Annotated in this window: 22 protein-coding genes; 12 read left to right on the forward strand and 10 right to left on the reverse strand. The window is 72.2% G+C overall.

Annotated elements, in window-relative coordinates:
• Window positions 1-9 precede the first annotated feature (9 nt).
• Window positions 10-966, forward strand: coding sequence for a GlxA family transcriptional regulator (locus OG798_RS46485; protein WP_095850937.1), 957 nt, complete (start codon window positions 10-12; stop codon window positions 964-966).
• 135 nt (window positions 967-1,101) lie between these two features.
• Window positions 1,102-1,956, forward strand: a complete 855-nt coding sequence (locus tag OG798_RS46490) for a hypothetical protein (RefSeq protein ID WP_120986614.1) — start codon at window positions 1,102-1,104, stop codon at window positions 1,954-1,956.
• Window positions 1,957-1,960: 4 nt separating this feature from the next.
• On the opposite strand, the gene OG798_RS46495 is transcribed toward OG798_RS46490, so the two are convergent.
• Window positions 1,961-2,515 carry a TetR/AcrR family transcriptional regulator gene (locus tag OG798_RS46495; RefSeq protein ID WP_095850935.1) on the reverse strand — a complete coding sequence of 185 codons (555 nt, stop codon included), beginning with the start codon at window positions 2,513-2,515 and terminating at the stop codon, window positions 1,961-1,963.
• Window positions 2,512-2,874 carry a DUF1304 domain-containing protein gene (locus OG798_RS46500; protein WP_054234260.1) on the reverse strand — a complete coding sequence of 121 codons (363 nt, stop codon included), beginning with the start codon at window positions 2,872-2,874 and terminating at the stop codon, window positions 2,512-2,514. Before OG798_RS46500 ends, OG798_RS46495 begins: the two co-directional genes overlap by 4 nt.
• Window positions 2,875-3,049: 175 nt before the next feature.
• Between OG798_RS46500 and OG798_RS46505 the strand changes: the two genes are divergently transcribed.
• Window positions 3,050-4,642: an oxidoreductase gene (locus tag OG798_RS46505; protein WP_328759085.1), complete on the forward strand. Its 1,593-nt coding sequence runs from the start codon at window positions 3,050-3,052 to the stop codon at window positions 4,640-4,642.
• Window positions 4,643-4,645: 3 nt separating this feature from the next.
• Here OG798_RS46505 and OG798_RS46510 read toward each other — a convergent pair whose 3' ends face one another.
• Window positions 4,646-5,950, reverse strand: coding sequence for a PucR family transcriptional regulator (locus OG798_RS46510; protein ID WP_095850933.1), 1,305 nt, complete (start codon window positions 5,948-5,950; stop codon window positions 4,646-4,648).
• Window positions 5,951-6,297: 347 nt separating this feature from the next.
• On the opposite strand from OG798_RS46510, the gene OG798_RS46515 reads away from it, so the two are divergent.
• Window positions 6,298-8,019, forward strand: a complete 1,722-nt coding sequence (locus OG798_RS46515) for a fatty acyl-AMP ligase (protein ID WP_328759086.1) — start codon at window positions 6,298-6,300, stop codon at window positions 8,017-8,019.
• A gap of 61 nt (window positions 8,020-8,080) precedes the next feature.
• On the opposite strand, the gene OG798_RS46520 is transcribed toward OG798_RS46515, so the two are convergent.
• Both OG798_RS46520 and OG798_RS46525 read right to left on the reverse strand, forming a co-directional pair.
• Window positions 8,081-9,748, reverse strand: a complete 1,668-nt coding sequence (locus tag OG798_RS46520) for an amidohydrolase (RefSeq protein ID WP_328759087.1) — start codon at window positions 9,746-9,748, stop codon at window positions 8,081-8,083.
• A gap of 22 nt (window positions 9,749-9,770) precedes the next feature.
• The gene (locus OG798_RS46525) at window positions 9,771-11,264 is read right to left on the reverse strand and encodes an APC family permease (protein WP_328759088.1); all 1,494 of its coding nucleotides are present in this window, start codon (window positions 11,262-11,264) and stop codon (window positions 9,771-9,773) included.
• A 129-nt stretch (window positions 11,265-11,393) separates the two neighbouring features.
• On the opposite strand from OG798_RS46525, the gene OG798_RS46530 reads away from it, so the two are divergent.
• The 3 genes from OG798_RS46530 to OG798_RS46540 all read left to right on the forward strand — a co-directional run bounded on the left by OG798_RS46530 (window position 11,394) and on the right by OG798_RS46540 (window position 13,084).
• A complete protein-coding gene (locus tag OG798_RS46530) occupies window positions 11,394-12,161 on the forward strand; it encodes a TetR/AcrR family transcriptional regulator (protein WP_097227305.1) in 768 nt (255 codons plus the stop codon).
• On the forward strand, window positions 12,158-12,619 hold the full coding sequence (locus OG798_RS46535; RefSeq protein WP_121413995.1) for a pyridoxamine 5'-phosphate oxidase family protein: 462 nt from the start codon (window positions 12,158-12,160) through the stop codon (window positions 12,617-12,619). Before OG798_RS46530 ends, OG798_RS46535 begins: the two co-directional genes overlap by 4 nt.
• Window positions 12,620-12,691: 72 nt before the next feature.
• Window positions 12,692-13,084 carry a VOC family protein gene (locus tag OG798_RS46540; protein ID WP_095850928.1) on the forward strand — a complete coding sequence of 131 codons (393 nt, stop codon included), beginning with the start codon at window positions 12,692-12,694 and terminating at the stop codon, window positions 13,082-13,084.
• Between the two features lie 60 nt (window positions 13,085-13,144).
• Here the strand turns inward: OG798_RS46540 and OG798_RS46545 are convergent, their stop codons facing one another.
• Window positions 13,145-13,462: a DUF4235 domain-containing protein gene (locus OG798_RS46545; RefSeq protein ID WP_095857548.1), complete on the reverse strand. Its 318-nt coding sequence runs from the start codon at window positions 13,460-13,462 to the stop codon at window positions 13,145-13,147.
• Between the two features lie 111 nt (window positions 13,463-13,573).
• On the opposite strand from OG798_RS46545, the gene OG798_RS46550 reads away from it, so the two are divergent.
• The gene (locus tag OG798_RS46550; protein ID WP_095850927.1) at window positions 13,574-14,560 is read left to right on the forward strand and encodes a cation diffusion facilitator family transporter; all 987 of its coding nucleotides are present in this window, start codon (window positions 13,574-13,576) and stop codon (window positions 14,558-14,560) included.
• A gap of 118 nt (window positions 14,561-14,678) precedes the next feature.
• Here the strand turns inward: OG798_RS46550 and OG798_RS46555 are convergent, their stop codons facing one another.
• Window positions 14,679-15,122: a nitroreductase family deazaflavin-dependent oxidoreductase gene (locus OG798_RS46555; protein WP_095850926.1), complete on the reverse strand. Its 444-nt coding sequence runs from the start codon at window positions 15,120-15,122 to the stop codon at window positions 14,679-14,681.
• Between the two features lie 120 nt (window positions 15,123-15,242).
• On the reverse strand, window positions 15,243-15,872 hold the full coding sequence (locus OG798_RS46560) for a LysE family transporter (protein WP_121413993.1): 630 nt from the start codon (window positions 15,870-15,872) through the stop codon (window positions 15,243-15,245).
• Window positions 15,873-16,277: 405 nt separating this feature from the next.
• Between OG798_RS46560 and OG798_RS46565 the strand changes: the two genes are divergently transcribed.
• Window positions 16,278-17,465, forward strand: coding sequence for a cytochrome P450 (locus tag OG798_RS46565; protein ID WP_328759089.1), 1,188 nt, complete (start codon window positions 16,278-16,280; stop codon window positions 17,463-17,465).
• A 19-nt stretch (window positions 17,466-17,484) separates the two neighbouring features.
• Window positions 17,485-17,679: a ferredoxin gene (locus OG798_RS46570; RefSeq protein WP_054234301.1), complete on the forward strand. Its 195-nt coding sequence runs from the start codon at window positions 17,485-17,487 to the stop codon at window positions 17,677-17,679.
• A 116-nt stretch (window positions 17,680-17,795) separates the two neighbouring features.
• Here OG798_RS46570 and OG798_RS46575 read toward each other — a convergent pair whose 3' ends face one another.
• The gene (locus OG798_RS46575) at window positions 17,796-18,377 is read right to left on the reverse strand and encodes a TetR/AcrR family transcriptional regulator (protein ID WP_095850923.1); all 582 of its coding nucleotides are present in this window, start codon (window positions 18,375-18,377) and stop codon (window positions 17,796-17,798) included.
• Between the two features lie 118 nt (window positions 18,378-18,495).
• Here OG798_RS46575 and OG798_RS46580 point away from each other — a divergent pair, with 118 nt between their 5' ends.
• Window positions 18,496-18,954: a nuclear transport factor 2 family protein gene (locus OG798_RS46580; protein ID WP_121413991.1), complete on the forward strand. Its 459-nt coding sequence runs from the start codon at window positions 18,496-18,498 to the stop codon at window positions 18,952-18,954.
• Window positions 18,955-19,003: 49 nt separating this feature from the next.
• Window positions 19,004-19,537: a flavoprotein gene (locus tag OG798_RS46585; RefSeq protein ID WP_328759091.1), complete on the forward strand. Its 534-nt coding sequence runs from the start codon at window positions 19,004-19,006 to the stop codon at window positions 19,535-19,537.
• A gap of 10 nt (window positions 19,538-19,547) precedes the next feature.
• On the opposite strand, the gene OG798_RS46590 is transcribed toward OG798_RS46585, so the two are convergent.
• Window positions 19,548-21,239 carry a phospholipid carrier-dependent glycosyltransferase gene (locus OG798_RS46590; protein WP_183127006.1) on the reverse strand — a complete coding sequence of 564 codons (1,692 nt, stop codon included), beginning with the start codon at window positions 21,237-21,239 and terminating at the stop codon, window positions 19,548-19,550.
• Between the last annotated feature and the right edge of the window lie 59 nt (window positions 21,240-21,298).

The following is a 21,298-nucleotide window of genomic DNA, read 5'->3' on the forward strand; positions in this document are numbered from 1 at the left end:
GATCGTGCCATGAGCCGAGTGGAGCGTGTGGAGCGCGTGGTCGTCCTGGCACTGGACGGCGTCTACCCCTTCGAGCTGGGCATCCCCAGCCGGATCTTCGGCGCCGCGGACGGCCGGTACGAGGTGCTGACCTGCACCGTCGACGGTCGCCCGGTGCGCTGCAACGCCGACTTCTCGGTCACCGTCGAGCACGGCCCCGAGGCGCTGGGCACGGCGGACACGGTGGTGATCCCCGCCATGGACCCGGTCGCCGTGACCGCGGAGCTCCCCGCCGAGGTCATCGCCGCGCTCGCGCTCATCCGCCCGGGCACCCGCATCGTCTCCATCTGCACGGGCGCGTTCGTGCTGGCGGCGGCCGGTCTCCTGGACGGGCGGCGGGCGACCACGCACTGGCAGCTGGCCGACGATTTCCGGCGCCTGTTCCCGCGGGTGTCCCTGGACGCGGACGTGCTCTTCGTGGACGACGGCACGATCCTCACCTCCGCCGGTGCCGCCTCCGGCGTCGACGTCTGTCTGCACATCCTGCGGGGCGACCACGGGAGCGAGCTGGCCAACAAGGTGGCCCGGCGCTGTGTGGTGCCGCCCTGGCGCGACGGCGGTCAGGCCCAGTACATCGAGCAGCCCGTGCCGGACATGGCGGCGACCAGCACGGCGGCGACCCGCGGGTGGGCCCTCGCCCGACTGGGTGACCCGCTGACCCTGGCCGATCTCGCCGGACACGCCCGCATGAGCCTGCGCACCTTCGCCCGCCGCTTCAACGACGAGGTGGGGATGAGCCCCGGCCGCTGGCTCATCCAGCAGCGCGTCGTCAGGGCCCGCCATCTGCTGGAGTCCAGCGACCTCTCCGTGGACCAGATCGCCGGCGAGGTCGGCTTCGCGACGGGCGCCTCGCTCCGTCAGCACCTGCACGCGGCGATCGGCGTCTCGCCGGGGGCCTACCGGCGCACGTTCCAGGCGGCTCGCTGAGCGACGAGCGCTCACCGTCCCCCGTACGATCCCTCACCGTCCCCCGTACGATCCGTCACCGTCCCCCGTACGAACGATCACGGTCCCTCGTGCGTCGGAGGAGGGACAACGAACGTTCGTCGAACAGGGGGCGGGATGCGCAGAGGGATCATGGCGGCGGTGGCGCTGGCGGGACTGGCGGCGGTGGGGTGCGACGACCACGGGGTGCGCGAGGATCTCGTCGTCACCGGTACGCCCCCGGCAACGCCGTACGCGGGGCGGCTGGACCTGCCGTTCAGGGAGAGCGCGGACGGCAGCGCCCGAGAATTCGAGGAGAGCTCGGGCGCGGCCGGCCGGGCGTTGGAGTGCGACGGCCCGATCTACTCGGGCGGTGGGGGCGACGGGTGGGCCGAGCGTGACGGCGGCTCGACGCCGGAGGAGGGCCTGAACGCGTACTTCGACATGGACCAGCCCGAACTGCCCGATCACGGCTACCGGGTGGAGCGCAGGGCGGCGGGCCGCGTCCTGTTCTCGTACGACGTCGACGGCAGGACCAAGATCGCCGTTGTCGTCGCCAAGGACCAGCCGAACCGCCCCGGTTGGGGCCCGGAGACGAACGCCTCCTGCGACCCGGCCGAACTCCCCGCGAGTTTTACGGACAACAGGTTCGAGATCTGGACCGACCGGGACGGCCGTCGCCTGCCCACCACGACGGTGAGCAGCTCGACGGGGCCGGAGCACTGCGACTGGGAGAGCGTCCACTTCCTTGCGTTGGGCGGGCGCGAGGACGTCAGGCAATACGCCCGTGATCCCCGCGGGGTGCTCGGGAGCGAGCTGCTCACCGCGGCGTACAAGGGGGACGTCCGTATGCCCGCGGTCGCGCACGACACCGGATACCGCTTCCACGACTGGGCGCTCTGGCTGACGGACGACAAGGCCACGGCGTACGTACGCACGAACCACGGGGTGGAGGCATGGCCCGCCACGAAGGAGCGGGTGGCCTGCAAATGAGACTTCAGCGGCTCATGTGCAGGGCGACCAGCAACTGCCAGACCTGGTCGGCGACTTCCTCCGGGGTGCCCTCAAGCAGTCCGTGCAGCCAGTCGGCGAGCACCCCCGCGAACGTGGCGGCGACCGCGGAGGCCACCAGCGGGGCGTCCGGGGCGCCCGCGAGGGTGCGCTCGGCCAGGCTGCGGGCGCGCAGGTCGCGATGGAGGACGTGCCCGAGCGGGCCGCCCCCGCCCGGGCTGAGCAGCGCGCGGTAGAGGCCGGCGTGCGGGGCGAGGTCGGCGAAGAACGCGAGCAGGGCGGGTGGCGCGGACACCGGGTCGGGCCGCCCGCGCCACGCGTGCAGCGCCTCCACGGCCTCCCGTACGACATCGGCGCAGGCGTCGACGGCCAGTGCCTCCAGGTCGGCGTAGTGCACGTAGAAGGTGGCCCGGCCGACCCCGGCCCGCCGCACCAGCGTGGCGACGCCGACCTCCTCCAGCGGGTGCTCGGCGCACTCCGCGAGGAGCGCCCGGCGCAGCTTCTCGCGGGTGCGGGCGGCCCGCGGGTCCTCGGGCGTCACCGCGCGAGCAGGACGGCGGCCAGGGCGAGCGCGCCGGGCAGGGCCTGCGCGAAGAGGATGCGGCGGTTGGCGGTGAGCGCCCCGTACACCCCTGCGACCACGACGCACACCAGGAAGAAGACCTGGACGCGGAACCCGGTCGGATCGGCGGCGATCAGCCCCCACACCAGGCCCGCCGCGAGAAATCCGTTGTAGAGCCCCTGGTTGGCGGCCATCGGCGCGGTCGCCCGGGCCATCTCCGGGTCGAAGCCGTGCAGGCCGCGCCCCGGCTTCTTCTCCCACAGGAACATCTCCATCACGAGTATGTACGCGTGCAGCGCGGCCACCAGGCCCACCAGCACGTTCGCGACCGTCTCCATCGTCAGCAAGCTCCCTCGTACACGGTTGTCCACGGTGTCCCTGGACAGATGTTTCCTGGACAGGTGTCCACTATAGCTGGACGACCGTCCAGGAAGTCACGGGGCGCTTCAGGTTGCCCCGCGCGCCCCCTGGGGTAGCGATCACGCGTTTTCCGTTGCTGGAGGGGGAGTTGAAGTGTCGGGCAGCCTCGCGCCGGGTGGTTGGAGCGGGAGTGAGCGGGGCATGTGGGCCGCGTTCCGCAGGGGGGAGTGGTACGCGGACGGGGGCGAGGTCCGGGCGTCGGTGGTGCGCCGTCTGCTGCTCGCGCCGCCGCCCGCCGAACCGGGCCACCTGCCGAGGCTCAGGCTCAGGGACGTACGGATCACCGGGCGCCTCGACCTGGCCGAGGCGGTCGTCGCGGGGACGCTACGGCTGCGCTCCTGCCGCTTCGAGCAGGTCCCCTGCCTCGACGGCGCCTCCGTGGGGGCGCTGGAACTGCGCGACTGCGAGCTGCCCGGGCTCTCCGCGGTCGGCGTCACGATCGGCCGTCAGTGCGAGCTCACCCGGTGCCGGGTGGAAGGTCCCATCGATCTCTACGGCGCCTCGATCGGCGGCACCCTGCACCTGGAGGACAGCAGGCTCACGGGGCACGGCGAGCGCCGCGGCGAAGGCGCGCTGCAACTGCTGTGCGCCACCGTCGGAGGAGACATCCAGGCGGGCTCGGGCCTGCGCGTCGACGGCTGCACCGATCTGCGGGACACCTCCGTGCGGGGCAGTGTCGTGCTCAAGCGCGCCGAGCTGCGCAACCCGTCCGGGATGGCGCTGAAGGCCAACCGGCTGCACATAGGGGGCGACCTGAACTGCCGCGGCGGCCTCGTCGCCGAGGGCACGGTCGATCTGTGCGACGCCCGGGTCGGCGGCGGCGCGCTGTTCGAGGACGCCTCGCTGACCGCGGAGCACGGGCCCGCGCTGCGCGCCCACGGCATAGACGTGGGCGCCGAGTTCAACCTCTGCGACGGTTTCACCGCGCGGGGCCGGCTCTCCATGAGCAGCGTCACCGTACGCAGCCGATTTTGCTTCAAGGACGGGCTCATCGACGCCCCCGTCGGACAGCCCGCCCTCCTCAGCCGCCGCTCCACCGCCTCCGAACTCGACATGCGCTTCCGCGCACCCGTAGGCGGCACCGTCGACCTCAGCCACACCCGCGTCACCGTCCTGAGCGGCACCCCGGACAGCTGGCCCACGGCGCTGCGCATGGAGGGCGTGGTCTACGACAGCCTGCTGCCCCAACTCCCCGCCGCGCAACGGCTTCCCCTGCTCGCCCGCGACCCCGAGGGCTTCACCCCACAGCCCTATGAGCAGTTGGCCGCCGCCTACCGTCAGCACGGGCACGACGGCGACGCCCGTACGGTCCTGCTCGCCAAGCAGCGGCGGCTGCGCACCACCCTGCCGTGGCCGGGGCGGGTGTGGAGCGGCCTCCAGGACATCACCGTCGGCTACGGCTATCTGCCGATGCGCGCCGTGTGGTGGCTGTGCGCGATCATGCTCAGCGGGATCCTGCTGTTCACCCGCTGGCCCCCGCAGGCCGTCGACCCGGGCAAGCCGCCCCGCTTCCAGGCCGCCATCTACACCTTCGACCTGGTCCTGCCGCTCGTCGACTTCGGGCAGGAGCAGGCGTTCAGCCCACGCGGCGGCCTCCAGTGGGCGGCCGCGGTCCTGATCTGCCTCGGCTGGCTGCTCGCGACGACGGCCGCCGCGGGCGCCAACCGCACACTCCGCAGGGCGTGACCGTCACCGAGCCCTGGAGGCCCGCCGCAGCGTCAGCGCCCGCAGTGCTAGCTGCATCTCGAACTGGGCCGTCGGATCGTGGAGCCGCTCGCCGAACAACTCGTCGAGCTGCCGCATCCGATAGCGCACCGTCTGCGGGTGCACGGCGAGCCGCGCCGCCACCTCACTCGCGTTGTGGCCGCTCTGCAGCCACGTCAGCAGCGTCTCGGCGAGCCGCTCCCGCTGCGGCGAGCGCATCCGCTCCAGCGGGCTCAGCCGGCGTTCGGCCATCGCGTCCACCAACGCCTCGTCCCGGAAGAGCAGGAGCGTGGCCAAGTGCTCCTGGCAGCGCACCATCTCCGTATCGGGCAGGATGCCCCGCCGCACCAGCTCCAGCGCCTCGGCCGCCCAGCGCAGCGACCGGGCGCCCTCGTGCAGCGCCACGGTGGGCCCCATCGCCGTACGTAACCCGTGCAGCGCCCCGGAGACCGCCCGCGCCCGCCCCGGCCCCTCCGGATCGGGGACGACGAGGACGGCCGGCTGGACGTCGAACCGGGCGAGGAACTCCGGCGGCACGATGGGCCGGGCCGCCGCCGCGGGCCGCGGCCCGCGGTCGATCGCGACCACCGCCAGCGCCCTCGGCACCGGCCACCCCGCGGTGTGCGCGAGCTCGCTGATCGCCTCGGCCGACGCCGGCGGATCGGCGGTGAGCAGATCGAGGAGCCGGGCCCGCCGCTGCTGCAACTCGCCCGCCCGGTGCAGCCGCGCCTCCGTGTAGCCCGAGGTCGTCGCGGCCGCCATCTCGTCCAGATGAAGGAACAGCGCCTCGCCGAACGCGGCCAGCACATTGCGGGGCAGCAGTTCGGCGTCGACCAGCGCGTTGATCCGACGCCACGTCACCCGCGCGCCGAGCCGCAGCGCCGACTGGAACGAGTCGAGACTGCGCCCCTCGTCCGCCTCGCCCCGCCCGATGCGCCGGTAGGTCTCCTTCACCGGCTCCCAGTCGGTGTCCGGCTGCGCCATCCGCTCCAGGAACCCCTGCAGGGCGTGCTCGACACCCCGCTGCACGACCTGCATGTACGTGTCGTCCGTCGGGCGCGCGTACTCCGGGATCTCGGTCTTGATCGCCCGTACGACCTCTTCCCTGATGTCGGTGAAGAACGGCCGGAGATGGTGGTGCAGCCCCGAAGGGATCGCCTTGAAAGGGCCGTTGGGTTCGTCGCCCGTCTCCTGGGCGGCCACCGCGTCCGTCGCGTCCGCCGCGGAGTCGGTCGCCTCGACCGCTCCGCGGCCCGCGTCCTCGCTCTTCGAGGTGTGGAATCCGGTCATCGGTGTGGCTCCCTTCTGCGGGCGCGGTCGGGGGCTCGGAGACGATACCGGCAAGTAAGGAGCTGCGCCCCGTCAACGGCGGACAGACGCGGGTGTGTGGATTGTCACTGGGTGACAACGGGGACCCGACGACACGGACAGCCGACGGCCCGGAGCCCCCGTCGTTCGGCCCCGGGCGCCGAATCGAGGCCCGGTCTTTGTCAGCCGACTGACAGAAGCCGGGTGACGAACTGTCAACACGTCGTCTAACCCGACCGGCACCCCTCGACGGACGCTGGGCCCGTCCCCCTTGCTCGCCCACCCCGCCGGGCAACAGCCCCACCACCCCCATGAGTTGGAGCCACCCCATGACCCCCGCCCGGCCGCCCGCCGACGCACCACTGACGGACCACCTGCGGCACTGGGCCCGCCACCGCCCGCAGCAACGCGCCTTCACCCACGTCGACTTCCCCGACACGGAGTCCCCGGGACAGCACCGCACCCTCGGCTGGCGGGCCCTGGACGCCCGCGCCCGCGCCGTCGCCGACCGGCTGGTGACCCTCGCCGCGCCCGGCGACCGGGCCGCCCTGGTCATGCCCCAAGGACTCGACTACGTGGCGGCCTTCCTCGGCTGCCTCTACGCGCGCGTGATCGCCGTACCGCTCTTCAGCCCCCGGCTCCCCGGTCACGCGGGTGGACTGGCGGCCGTCCTCACCGACTGCGAACCCGGCTGCCTGCTCACCGACTCGGGCACCGTCACCGCGGTCGACGCCTTCGTCCTGGACCACGCGCTGCCCGCCGTGCCGGTCGTCCCCGTCGACCGGCTCCCCCTCCAGCGCTTCGCCTTCGACGAGGTCGAGTCCGCGCCGGTCCCCGACGACATCGCCTATCTCCAGTACACCTCGGGCTCCACCCGGGACCCCGCGGGCGTGATGATCAGCCACGCCAACGTCGTCGCCAACGCCCGCCAGGCCATCGACGCCTTCGCGGGCGACCTCGGCGATCCCGGCGCCACCACGGCCGTCGGCTGGCTGCCCCTCTTCCACGACATGGGCCTGGTCCTCAGCGTGGCCGCACCCGTCCTCGCTGGCTTCCCCTCCGTCCTGATGGACCCGGCGGCCTTCCTGGAGAACCCCGCGCGCTGGCTGCGCCTGCTGAGCGCGTACGACGGCGCCATCAGCGCCGCCCCCAACTTCGCGTACGACTACTGCGTGGCCCGCACCGACCCCGCCGTGGCCGACGAACTGCGCCTCGACCGCGTACGCGCCCTGATCAACGGCAGCGAGCCGGTGCGCCCGGGCACCATCGACCGCTTCCGTGCCGCCTTCGCACCCGCGGGCCTCGACCCGGCGGCGCACTGTCCCGCGTACGGACTCGCCGAGGCCACCGTGTTCGTGACGGCGGACGCGCCCACGGCGGAGCCCACGACGGTGGCGTGCGACGCGGGCGCGCTCGCCGAGGGGCGGATCGAGAGCGCACAGGACCGGGCGGGCGCGGCGGCCGTGCTCGTGTCCTGCGGCGCGCCCGTCGGCCAGGAGGTGCGGATCGTCGACGCCGAGGGCGCCGCGCTGCCTCAGGGGCGGGTCGGCGAGATCGAGTTGCGCGGGCCCAACATCGGGCGCGGCTACTGGAAGCGCGCCGACCGGACCCTGCTCTCCCCCGGGGGTTGGCTGCGCACGGGCGATTACGGCGCTCTGCTCGACGGACGGCTGCTGGTCACCGGCCGCCTCAAGGACGTGATCATCGTGGACGGACGCAACCACTACCCCCAGGACATCGAGGAGACCGTCCAGAGCGCCGTGGACCTCGTGCGCCGGGACCGGCTGGCCGCCTTCGGCGTGACCCGCGCCGACGACACCGGCGAGGAACTCGTCGTGGTCGCCGAGCACCGCCGCGAGATCGACCCCACCGAGGAAGAGACCCGCGCGAGGGAACGCGACGTACGCGCCGCGGTCTCCGCCCGCCACGGACTTCGGCTCGCCGCACTGCTGCTCGTCCCGCCGGGCTCCGTGCCCCGCACCAGCAGCGGCAAGGTGGCCCGTGCGGCCTGCCGGGCCCGCTTCCTCGACGGCGGGTTCGATCCCTGGTGAGCCCCGCGCGTACGGCGTACCGCCCGGAGGTCGGACCGCACCCGTACTGCCGCAAGGGGAGTCAGGCTCCCGACGCCGTGTGGACGCGCTCACCCCCCACATAGGTCAGGGCGACCTTCGCGGACGCGATCTCCTCCGGCGGACCGGCGTACGGGTCGCGGTCCAGCACCACGAGGTCAGCCAGTGCCCCGGCCCGTACGCTCCCGGTGTCGTCGAGGTGGTTGGCGTACGCCGATCCCGCCGTGTACGCCATGAGAGCGGCCGTCAGGTCGATGCGCTCGGCCGGCAGGAACACCGGTCCGGTCCCGTCCGGGGCCACCCGGTTGACCGCGACGTGGATGCCCTGAAGCGGGTCGGCGCTGCTGACCGGCCAGTCGCTGCCCGCGGCGAGCCTCGCCCCGGACCGCAGCAGCGCCCCGAACGGGTACTGCCAGGAGGCCCGTTCGGGCCCGAGGAAGGGCAGGGTCAGCTCGTCCATCTGCGGTTCGTGCGCCGCCCACAGGGGCTGGATGTTGGCCGTGGCACCGAGACGCGCGAAGCGGGGTACGTCGTCGGGGTGCACCACCTGGAGATGAGCGAGGTGCGGACGCGTGTCGCTTCGCCCGTTGGCCCTGCGCGCGGCCTCCACGGCGTCCAGGGCATCGCGTACGGCCCGGTCGCCCAGCGCGTGGAAGTGACACTGGAAGCCGAGCGCGTCCAACTCGGTGACATACGACGGAAGTCGAGCCGGATCGATGAAGCTCTTCCCCCGATTCGCGGTGGCGCAGCCGCACCGGTCCAGATAGGGGTCGAGCAGCGCGGCCGTGCCGTTCTCGGCGACCCCGTCCAGCATCAGCTTGACGCTGCCGGCGCGGAACCGGCCGTGGCTCGACGCGGCCCGCCGCTCGACGAGTTCGGGTATCTGCTCGGCCCCACGCTCCCGGTCCCACCACAGCGCGCCGACGACACGTGCGGTCAGCGAACCGTCGCGGGCGGCCGTCAGATAGGCGTCCGACGGGTCCTCCATCCCCACGAACGCGCCGACCAGCGCGTCCTGCCAGGCGGTGATGCCGAGCGCGTGCAGCTCCCGCTGGGCGCGCAGCAGCGCGGCGAGTCGGTCCGCGGCGGTGGCCCGGGGAGCGTGCCGGCCGACGTAGTGCATGGCCCCTTCCTGGAGCATCCCGTTCGGCTCGCCCGAGGCGTCCCGCTCGAAGCGCCCGTCGGCCGGGTCGGGCGTGTCCCGGGTGACGCCCGCGAGCTCAAGCGCGCGGCTGTTGACCCAGGCGCCGTGGTGATCCCGGTTCGGCAGGTACACCGGCCGGTCCGGTACGACCGCGTCCAGCAGCTCCTTGGTAGGCGTACCGCCCTCGAAGGCCTCCATGGACCAGCCGCCGCCCGTGATCCACTCCCGTTCCGGGTGCGCGTCGGCGTAGGCCCGTACGGCGGCGAGCGTCTCCGCGGCGGTCTTCGCGCCCGTGAGGTCGCACTGGCTTAGCTCCAGCCCCGCCGGGACCGGGTGGACGTGGGCGTCCTGGAAGCCCGGCAGGAGCAGCCGGCCCGCCAGGTCGACCACCTCCGTCTTCGGGCCGACCAGGTCGTGGAGCTCGGAGTTCCCGACGGCGGTGATGCGGTCGCCGGTGACGGCGACGGCTGTCGCGCCTCGGCCTTCGGGGCCCCTGGGACCCCCGGGACCCTCGTGGTCCTCGGGGGTGAGGACCGGACCGCCGGTGAAGAGGAGATCGGCGTGCATGTGCTTCTTTCCTTGGTTGGATTCAGTTGGACGTGGCCAGCAGTTGGGGCGCGTCGGCGTCGGTGCCGTGTCCCGTACGGAAGTAGGGGGACTTGCGGACCCACTTCGCCCACGCGGCGGCCAGGAAACCGGAGGCGATCATCAGGGCGGGGGCGAGCAGCAGGAACCAGCCGTTGTCCGCGCTGACTTCGAAGTGGTCGGTGGAGTTGTAGAAGGACCAGGCGAGATAGCCGCCGAGCGCGAGCAGGGCCGCCGCGCTCAAGGAGGGCAGGACCACGGCCCGTATCCCCTGCCGCCAGTCCTCCCGCAGCAGGCCCCGGAAGCGGGCGGCGGCCGCGAGGGCGGTGAGCGCGTAGGACAGCGCGACGACGATCCCGACCGCGTTCACCGTCGCCATGATCATGTCGGCGAGACGGGGAATCACCAGGGCGAGGGCGGCGACCACCGTCGCCAGCGCGCCGATCAGCAGCGTTCCGGTCGCCGGAGTCCCGTACCGCGTGCTGACCTTGGACCACACCGGTCCGAGCGTACGGTCCCGGCTCATCGCGAACATCCCGCGAGCCGTCGGGATCACCCCGGCCTGCAGCGAGGCGACGGCCGAGAACATCAGGGCCACCAGCGGCAACGCGGCCAGCGGCTGGGAGGCGAGCCGGTCACCGAAGAACGCCAGCCCCTGCGCGCCGTGCCCGGCCAACTCCTGCTCGGACAGCACGCGTTGGAAGGCGACCGAGCCGAGGAGGAACAGCCCCAGCATGGTGACCAGCGTGATGAGCCCGGCCCGTGAGGCGTCGCGCGGGTCGCGCACCTCCTCGTTCACGGTGAACGCTGCCTCGAAGCCCCAGTAGCAGAAAACCGACAGCAGCAGACCCTGCGCCAGCGCCGACGCCGAGGGAATCGCGAACGGGTCGAACCAGCTCAGCCGGAACGGGTGCGGACCGGTGACGATGCCGTAGCCGCAGAAGCCCAGCAGCACGACGTACTCGAAGACGAGCAGCCCGCTCTGCAGCCGGGCTGCGGTCCTGACCCCGGTGACCGCGGTGAGGGTGACGGCGACGAGGACCACGATGCCCACCGCGGTCGTCTGGGCGGTGGAACCCGGGTCCAGCACCATCCCCGCCGCCGTGTGCAGCCCGGCCTCACCGGCCAGTTGGAGCATCGCCGAGCCGGTCACGGCCGTGGTGTACGCGAGGAACGCCACCGTGGCCACGATGTTCACCCAGCCGACGAGGAAGCCGAGCCAGGGGGTGAGCGAACGGCCCACCCACACATAGCCGTTGCCCGCGTTCGGCTCGACCCGGTTCAGCCGGCTGTAGGCGCCCGCGATCCCGAGGATCGGCAGGAAGGCCAGCAGCATGATGGCGGGCAGATGCAGCCCGACCACGCCGGCCGTCACGCCCAGCCCGATGCCGATGCTGGTGGTCGCCGCCGTGCTGGAGGCGGCGATGGCGACGCCGTCCACGACGCCGAGCGACTTGCGCAGGGACGGGGGGTCCTCACCGTAGGGCTGCTGCGTCATGGCCTGCTCCGATCGCACCCAGGGGGCCTGATTCCGGCCCGATGACCGGAAATGAAACTGCCCGAGCCCTTAACAGGTCAACGACGTTGACATAAGGTGCCCGCACCGGAGGGAGAGTCCATGACGTCCATGAGCGACCGGGTCGTCCCGCCCGCTGCCCGGCGGCGCAGGCGCCCCACCAAGACCGGAGTCGTGCTCTCCGAGGAGCTGATCGTCGCGACCGCGTTGCGGCTGCTCAAGGAGCACGGCGCCGACGCCCTCACCGTCCGCCGCCTCGGCCTCGCCCTCGGAGCCGACCCGACCGCCCTGTACCGGTACTTCCGCGACACCGACGACCTGCTCCTCGCCATCGCCGACGAACTCATCGGCCGCACCCTGCGCACCTGGCGGCCCGCCGGGGACTGGCGCGCCGACCTGCGGGACCTCGGCCTGCGGATACACGCAGGGGCGCTGTCGCATCCGCAGGCCGCGGTGCTCAGCTCCTACCGCGTCACCGGCCGGGTCCACGAGATCGAGGCCGTCGAAACCATCCTCGGCGTGCTGCGCCGAGCCGGTTTCCCGGACCCGGACGCGGTGCGGATCTACCACGCCTTCGTCGACCAGTCCCTGGCCTTCGCCGCCCTCGACGCGGCGAGCCTGGCGCTTCCGCGCGCCGCGCGCGACGCGGAGGCGGGCGTGTGGCGGGCGACGTACGCCCGGCTGCCCGCCGACACCCACCCGCACATCGCGGCGACCGCCCGCCATCTGCTGGTGGACATGCGCCGCAGCGCCTATCCGGTGGCGCTGGACATGCTGCTGACCGCGGCGGCGGCCTGTCTCGAAGAGGTCACCGAGCACGCCGGTCACGCCGATCCTTCCCACGCCCGAGCAGAAGATCAGGAGTCCGCCCGCCCATGAACCCGCCCGCCCGCTCCCCGAAGCAACGCAAGCACGACACCCTCCACCGGCTGGCGAACGACGTCGACTGCTGGGTGTCCACGGCCGACGGCACCGGGGAAACGCCGTACCTGATCCCGCTGTCCTTCCTCTGGGACGGCACGACCCTGCTGCTCGCCACCCCCGCTGCCAGTCCGACCGGCCGCAACCTGCGCACGACCGGCAAGGTGCGCCTGGGCATCGGCCCGACCCGCGACGTGGTGCTCGTCGAGGGAACCGCCGAGGCGCTGGAGTCCGCCGCGCTGCCGGACGGAGTCGGCGACGCCTTCGCCGAGAAGACCGGCTTCGACCCGCGCGGACTCACCACGGCGTACCTCTACTTCCGTGTCACCCCGCGACGCGTGCAGGCCTGGCGCGAGGCCGACGAACTCACCGGGCGCGACCTCATGCGCGACGGGGAGTGGCTCGTGGCGGACTGAATCCGTCCTACGGGGTAGCCGGGAACACAGCGGGCGGCCACCGCCCGCGCCCGGAACCCGTACGGAGGACACATGGCACTGGTCACCGCAGGCGTCGTGGTGCTGGACTGCGCCGAGCCCGAGAAGCTCGCCGCCTTCTACAGCGAGCTGATCGAGGCCGAGGAGACGGACGCGACCGCGAACCGTGTGGAGATCAGGGGCGTCGACGGCATCCGGATGGCGTTCCGCCGCGACGTGATGGCGACGCCGCCCAGCTGGCCGCGCCCCGAGAACTCCCTCCAGGTGCACCTGGACTTCCAGGTGGCCGACCTGGACGAGGCGGAACGCCGGATCATCGGCCTCGGCGGGCGCCCGATCGAGACCAAGGACCCGTCCGGCCCGTTCGAGGAACGCGGTTACGCCGACCCGTCAGGACACTCCTTCACCCTGCGCCTCCTGCCGTCGACCACACCCAAACAGGGCTGACCGCAACAGGGCTGACCGCCCGACCCGCGCCAGGCCCCTCCAGCGCGGGTCGGGCGGTCCTCAGTCCCGGCCGCCCTTGTCCGAGGACGGCCAGACACCCGTCGAGCGTTCGACGGCCTTGGCGCCCGTACGGTCAGCGGCGCTGCGCGCCACCGCGAACAAGGCGCCCTGAAGGGCCGCGGCGAACAGCACCTCGCCCCAGCCGCGGTCCTTGTCCAGGGCATCGGGCGCGTCCTCCTCGTGCCGGATCGCCTTCCATGTCGCCCGGAAGGCGATCCCCGCCAGCGCGCCGCTCGCCCAGCCCAGCGCGAAGCCGAGGGGCTTGTAGGCGAGGGGGAGTTTGAGTTTCCTCGGCTTCTTGGACACCTTCTTGGACACCTGGTCCTCCTTCTTGGTCGAGGCCGACGGTGTCAGCGAATCCGGGCGCGGGGTAGAGGGCGTGGGTGTACGCCGAAGTGTGAGGCGGGCACCCCGGGGAAACCGGCCGAGGTGAACCGGAAACCGAACAAGTCGGACCGCAGGACACGCCTCACCGTGCTGGTCGCCCTGGGCGCCAACCTGTTGATCGCCGTGGCCAAGGCGGTGGGCGGCCTCCTCGCGGGCTCACCCGCGCTCCTCTCCGAGGCGGCTCACTCCGTCGCCGACAGCATGAACGAGGTGTTCCTCCTCGCCGCGCTGCGCCGCAGCCGCCGCCCCGCCGACCACCGACACCCCTTCGGCTACGGCAAGGAACGGTTCTTCTGGTCGCTGCTCGCGGCCGTCGGCATCTTCGTGATGGGCGGCTGCTTCTCCTTCTTCCAGGGCTTCGAAGCGCTGAGGAACGGCGCCGAGGAGTCCTTCCACGGCTATGTGGCCGGACTGGCGGTCCTGGGAGTCGCCCTGCTCGCCGAGGGAGCTTCCCTGCTCAGGGCGCTGCACCAGGTGCGCCGGCAGGGCGGCGGCGCGGACGGGATGCGCGACCCCGCCCTGCGTACGGTGGTCGCCGAGGACGGCACCGCCGTGATCGGTGTCATGTTCGCGATCACCGGCATGGTGCTGCACATGGTCACCGGCCAGGTCGTGTGGGAGGCCTGCGCCTCCCTCGCCATCGGGGCGCTCCTCGTGTGCGTCGCCTACTGGCTCGGCCGGGACGCGCGCGAACAGCTCATCGGGCGGGCCGCCGACGAGCTGGCGAGCCGTCGGATCCGGGCCCTGCTGGAGGCGCAGCCCGAGATCGACAGCGTGGAGGCGCTGCTCACCATGCAGCTCGGCCTCGACTCGACCCTGGTCGCCGCCCGGATCGACCTCGTGCCGGGCCTGGACAGCGAGGAGGTCGAGGAGGTCGCCGTCCGCATCAAACGCTCCGTCGCCCACATCGTCCCGGAGGCCGACCAGATCTTCCTGGACGTCACCGACGCGGGTGCGGCACGGGCCGCGGCGCGCGGGGACGTGGCAGCGGAAAGCCCCGCCGCGACGGGGGAGCGCGGCGGGGCCTGAGGCACGGGTGCCCGGCGCGCTACGGATCATGCGCACCGATTTCCACGAAATCTCAGTCCGGGTCGGTCGGACGGAATCCCTGTCCGGGCCGGTCGGACGGATCCTCGGTGAGGGTCGGTCAGTCCGTCGGCTCCAGCACGAAGACGGGGATCTCGCGGTCCGTCTTCTTCTGGTAGTCGGCGTACGGGGGGTACGCGGCGACCGCCCGCTCCCACCACTGGGCCTTCTCCTCACCCGTGACCTCACGCGCCGTCATGTCCTGGCGCTCGGCCCCGTCCTGGAGCTCCACGTGCGGATCGGACTGCACGTTGAAGTACCAGACCGGGTGCTTGGGGGCGCCGCCCTGCGAGGCGACCACCGCGTAACGTCCGTCGTTCTCGACCCGCATCAGCGGGGTCTTGCGGATCTTGCCGCTCTTGGCACCCCGGGTCGTGAGAATGATGACCGGCAGTCCCGTGTCCAGCAGCGTGGTCCCCTTGGTGCCGCCGGAGCCCTCGTACAACTCCACCTGGTCACGCACCCACTGCGTCGGGCTGGGTTCGTACTCACCCTCAAGAGGCATGACTTCCGTCCCATCGTCGCTCGTGCTGATCCTGTCTCGGCATGATTCAACACCAGCACGGACGTGAATCATCCGCACCCGGCCCGCAGGTGCGCGAGCTCCACTCCTCATGGCGACTCCTCATGGTGCGACGAGCATCCGTACCGCCAGCACCACGATCACGGCACTCGACGCGAGCGCCGTGACCAGCCGTCCCTGGCGTCCCGTCAGCGCCCGGCCGAGCAGCGCGCCGCCGCCGGCGAGGAGGAGTTGCCAGCTCGCGGACGCGACGAACGCGGCGAGCACGAACACCCCCTGCTCCACGGGGCGCACCGCCTCGGCCGTGCGGCTGCCGAGGACCAGGGCGGCGAAGTAGATCACGGTGGTGGGGTTGAGCAGGGTGATCCCGAGCAGGGTCAGGTACGCCCGCGCCGGGCGCACCGGGTCCCGTACGGACCGGGCCGCGAGCCGCTGTTCGCGGTACTGGCGTACCGCGCCGACCGCGCCCCGTACGGCCATGGCGAGCAGCACCAGACCGGAGGCCCAGCGCAACGGCACGAGCGCCGGTCGCAGCGCGGCGGCGAGCGCGGCGCCCCCGAGGGCGGCGACCAGGGCGTACAGCCCGTCGGCGGTCGCGACGCCCAGCGCGGCGCACCCGCCGGTTCGCAGGGACGTACGCGCGGTGAGGGAGACGAGATAGGTCGCGACCGCTCCGACGGGGATGGCGATGCCATAGCCCGCGAGAAGCCCCGCGACGAGCGCGGCGGTCACGACCGGGGAAGCGAGGGCCTCCGCGGACGGCCGGGCTGCTGCTGGACCCGCACCGGACGAGCGGCGGCGGAGGTCGGCGGCAGGAGGGCTTCGATCGAGGGCATGGGCAGATCCTGGGGCCCTCGAGCCGCCCGTGCAAGCGAATTACGCGAGGACGTCACCGAGCCACCGAAGACGGGTGTGTACCGTGGAGGTAGCGGTTGGATCGAGCCACACACGCGCCGTACGTACGGCACCCGGGCGGCGACCGAGGCCCGTGGGAGCCCGGCGGCCGCCCCGACCGGCGACGGTGATCGGCCAGATGGTCCGTCCGGGGCATCTGGCCGAACTTTGCGTGGCTCCTATAGGTGCCTGGGGCATCTAATGAAGATCGGCAAGAGGGAACCATCGCTTGCGAGGTCACTCATGACAGAACCCGTTGCCTTCCCCCAGGACCGCACGTGTCCCTACCACCCGCCCATCGCCTACGACGCCCTGCGCGAGGCGCACCCCCTGTCGCGCGTCTCCCTGTTCGACGGGCGCAACGTGTGGGTCGTCACCGGGCACGGCACCGCCCGTGAACTGCTCATCGATCCCCGGCTCTCCTCCGACCGCACCCGCCCCGCGTTCCCGATGCCCACGGAGCGGTTCGCCCAGTCCCGCAACCGGCGGGTCGCGCTGCTCGGGCTCGACGATCCCGCCCACCACACCCAGCGCCGCATGCTCGTGCCGAGCTTCACCCTGAAACGGACCGCGGCCCTGCGCCCGCGCATCCAGGAAACCGTCGACCGGCTGCTGGACGGCGTTGAGCGGCAGGGTCCGCCCATCGAACTGGTCAGCGCCTTCGCGCTGCCGGTGCCCTCGATGGTGATCTGCGCGCTGCTCGGCGTCCCGTACGCCGACCACGACTTCTTCGAGGAGCAGTCCCGCAGGCTGCTGCGCGGCCCGTCCGCCGCGGACACCCAGGACGCGCGCGACCAGCTGGAGGCCTACTTCGGGGCACTGATCGACCGCAAGTGGAAGGACCCGGGGGACGGGCTCCTCGACGAGCTCATCCACGAACAGCTGCGCGAGGGGAAGGTGGACCGCGAGGAGCTGATCAGTCTGGCGACGATCCTGCTGGTCGCCGGGCACGAGACGACCGCGAACATGATCTCGCTCGGTACGTTCACCCTGCTGCACCATCCCGAGCAGCTGGCCGAACTGCGCGCCGAGCCGACGCTCATGCCCGCCGCCGTGGAGGAACTGCTGCGCTTCCTGTCCATCGCCGACGGGCTGCTGCGGGTGGCCACCGAGGACATCGAGGTGGCAGGGGCGACGATCCGCGCCGACGAGGGCGTGGTCTTCTCGACCTCCGTCATCAACCGCGACGCGGGCACCTTCCCCGAGCCGGACGCCCTGGACTGGCACCGTTCGGCCCGTCATCACGTCGCGTTCGGCTTCGGCATCCACCAGTGCCTCGGCCAGAACCTCGCTCGCGCCGAGATGGAGATCGCCCTGCTGTCGCTCTTCGACCGGTTGCCGGGCCTGCGTCTGGCCGTGCCGGCGGACGAGATCCCCTTCAAAGCGGGAGACACGATCCAGGGGATGCTGGAACTCCCCGTGACCTGGTAAGAGGCTGGCGGCCATGAGTATCGAGATCGCCATCGACAAGGACGTCTGCATCGGCGCGGGGCAGTGCGCGCTGACCGCGCCGAACGTCTTCACCCAGGACGACGACGGCTTCAGCGCGCTGTTGCCCGGCCGCGAGGACGGCGGCGGCGACCCGCTGGTCCGGGAGGCCGCGCGGGCCTGCCCGGTGGGCGCCATCACCGTCTCCGAGAGCTGAGGCCCACGCGACGAGACCTGGCAACGACTCGACGACCGCCGAGGACCACTCGACGAGCGCCGAGACCATTCGACGGGGACGACCGACCCACGCCGGCCGTCCCCGCCGGACAGGCCCTATCGCCGCTGGGCCTCGACGAGTGCCCGTGCCGCGTCGGCCGCCTGCTCGGCCGGTTCCGTGTTGCGGGTGATGCCCGCCGTGACCATGGCGCCCTCGGCCAGCAGGAACAGCTGGTCGGTGAGGGCGCCGGGAAGTCCCGCGGTGGTCACGAGGCCGCCCAGGTAGTCCTTGAACGCTCCCTTGTGGCCGCGGACCTGGGCGACCACGCGTGGTGAGGTCGCGCCGAGTTCGCCGTAGGAGTTGATCCAGGCGCACCCGCGGAAGTCGGGCTCGGCGAACCATCGCCCCAGCCATTCGAACACCGCCAGGATCCGCCGCCCGGGCTCCTCGTACCCGTCGACGTGCTCGGCCAGCCGCTGCCGCCAGCGCACGTCGCGTCGCTTGAGATACGCCTCGACCAGGAGCTCCTTCGCCGGGAACAGCTGGTAGAGCCGCTTGAGGGAGACCCCCGAGGCGCCGCGGATGTCGTCCATGCCGACGGTCTGGATGCCGCGGGCGTAGAAGAGCTCCTCCGCGGCGTCCAACGCCTGTTCCCGGGCGGCGGCGAGGGCCTGTTCGCGGGCGGTTGTGCTGTCCATACGAGGCTGCTCCTTGACGCGAGAACCAACGTTCTCTACGTTAGCAGCCGAGAGGGAGAACGCACGTTCTCCATTTGTGTCGAGCAGACCCGCGTGAACCTGAAAGGACACCTCGCTCATGAACGACCGCCCGCCCCTCCCGCCCTTCACCCGTGAGACCGCGGTCCAGAAGGTCCAGGCCGCCGAGGACGCCTGGAACACCCGTGATCCCCACAAGGTCGCCCTCGCCTACTCCGAGGACTCGGTCTGGCGCAACCGCGACACCTTCGTCACCGGCCGCGCCGAGATCGTCGAACTCCTCACCGCCAAGTGGGCGCGCGAAGACGAGTACGCCCTGCGCAAGGACCTGTGGGCCTTCGACGGCAACCGCATCGCCGTCCGCTTCCAGTACGAGTCGCACGACGCCGACGGGCAGTGGTGGCGGTCGTACGGCAACGAGCTGTGGGAGTTCGACGAGCACGGGCTGATGACCCGGCGCGAGGCCAGCATCAACGACGTGCGCATCGAGGAGCACGAGCGCCGCGTCTTCGGCCCCCGCCCGGAAGCCGAACGCGGGGACACCTTCCCGGTCCACTAGACACCCCGCGTGTCCACCGGCGATCCCACATGTTCACTACTGTTCCCACGTGACCGGACACGCCGAAAAGCCCTTCCTGTACGTCGTCGTGTGCGCGGCCGGTGTCGCGCGGGACGTCAGCAAACTGATCACCACGGCACAGGAACGGAGTTGGGAGGTCGGCGTCATCGCCACCCCGCAGGGGCTCGGCTTCTTCGACGCGCTGGCCGTCGAGGCGCAGACCGGTCGCCCGATCAGGTCCGCCTGGCGGGCCCCGGGCGACCCGCGCCCCTTCCCGGCCCCCGACGCGGTGGCCGTCGCCCCGGCCACCTTCAACACCGTCAACAAGTGGGCGGCCGGCATATCCGACACCCTCGCGCTCGGCACACTGAACGAGGCGTACGGCCTCGGCGTCCCGATCGCCGTACTGCCCTGTGTGAGCGACGCGCTGGCGGCACACCCCGCGTACCGGGGGAGTGTCGAGCGGCTGCGCGGGATGGGTGTCCGGTTCGGCGACCGCTACTCGGGGGAGCCGGGGCAGGACGGTCTGCGCGCGGAGTTCCCCTGGGGAGCGGCCCTGGACCTGCTCGCTTCTCGCGCGTGACGCCCGGGGGTCACGCGCGACGATAGATCGTGATCGAGTGGCCGACGTCGTCGATGGGTGTGGCGCCGTCGAGCAGCGCCGCCAGACGGCCGTCGGCCTTCGCGACGGCGGTGTCCGACACGGCGAGCAGTCCGTGCACCTCGCTCGGCGCCACCTTGCGCGGATCGGCCGCCTCGATCCCGTAGTACGAGGGCACGCCACTGCCCTTGTAGACCAGCCAGACCCGCTCGTGCGGATACCGCTCGGACAGCCGGTCGGCCAGGCGGCCCAGGTCCTGCCCCCAGTCGACGTTCGAGTCGTGCAGCCGCAGACGGGTGTGCGAGGGGCCGCCGAACGCCTCGTTGGAGTACGGCAGGTAGTACGGGAACGCGCGCAGCGAACTGATCGCGACGAAGCCGACCAGCGCCGCCGTGGCGAGGTGGGCCCAGCGTCGGCGCAGCGCGACGACCCCGGCCGCCGCCACCGCCAGGAACACCGGGACGAAGAGGGCGTATCTGACGCCGAGGTCCCGGGACCCGGTCATGGCCACGGCCAGCAGGACGGCCGGGGGGAGCAGGACGTACGGGGCGGCGGGCCGCAGCCGGGGCACGGCGGCCATCACGCCCAGGCCCATGAGCCAGAGCGCGATCATGCCGAGCGGTGTCTTCACCAGCAGCGCGGCCGGCAGGTAGTACCAGAGCGAGCCGTGGTACAGCCGTCCGAACAGGAAGCCGGCCCACACGTCGTTCTCGAAGCCGAACTGGATCCGCATCCCGTCGCGGTACGGCCGAGGCACCGGCAGCCGGTCGATGACGAGCCCGCGCAGACCGTGCACGGCCGGGAGGTTCGCGGGAGCCGTCCAGCGCAGCTGCGGGTCGACGACCAGGTAGGTCGCCCAGACGACGGCGAGCGCCACCAGCACCGTACCGGCCGCCACCGCCATGCCCAGGCCGACGAGCCGCGGTTGCGCGCGCAGGCCCAGGCCCGGCGTGCGGCGTGCCTGCCAGAAGGAGAGGAACGCCAGGAGCAGCAGCACCGGCACCGCAGGCAGGGTGCTCATCTTGGTGGCGAGCGCCGCGCCGAGCGCCGCCCCCGCGAGAGCGAGGTGGAGCAGCGGTCGATGGCGCCGGGCCCGCCACGCCAGCCACACCGACGTCAGCAGGAAACCGGCGGCGGGTACGTCGAGTGTGGCGAGCGAGCCGTTGGTGATGACGTCGGGCGAGAACGCGTACAGCGCGAGCGCCACCAACCCGCCCACGGCGCCGACGAGTTCACGGGCGAACGCGAGGACGACCAGGCCGAACAGCAGCGTCAGCACGATCACCGGCAGCCGCGCCCACAGCATCACCCGCCAGGGATCGTTGCCCGACTCGTACAGCAGCCGCCGCCCGAGCGCCGTCTGATCACCCGTGAAGTGGGCCTCCAGGTGCGGATGGGCGAACACCAGTCCGGTCGCGATGATGAGCTTGCCCAGCGGCGGATGTTCGGGGTTGAAGCGCAGGCTGTGTTCCCGCACATAGGTCTCCGCCGTGCCCACGTACACCGGCTCGTCGATCGTCGGCGTCTGCTGCGTGGCCGCCGTGACCATCGCGACCGCCATCTGGGCCAGCAGGGCGACCACCGCCAGCGCGAACAGCCACCGCCGGTGCCGCCGGAGCCGATCGAACCGGCCCGGCGGTCTGGCGGTGCTCGTGGGCAGGCGGTCGCCCTGCCTGCTGGCCATGGATGTCGACATGCCCTTTGATACGTCCGCTCCGTGCGCACCCGCTCATCCGGAATCCA

The organism is Streptomyces sp. NBC_00271, from assembly GCF_036178845.1.
Taxonomy (GTDB): Bacteria; Actinomycetota; Actinomycetes; order Streptomycetales; family Streptomycetaceae; genus Streptomyces.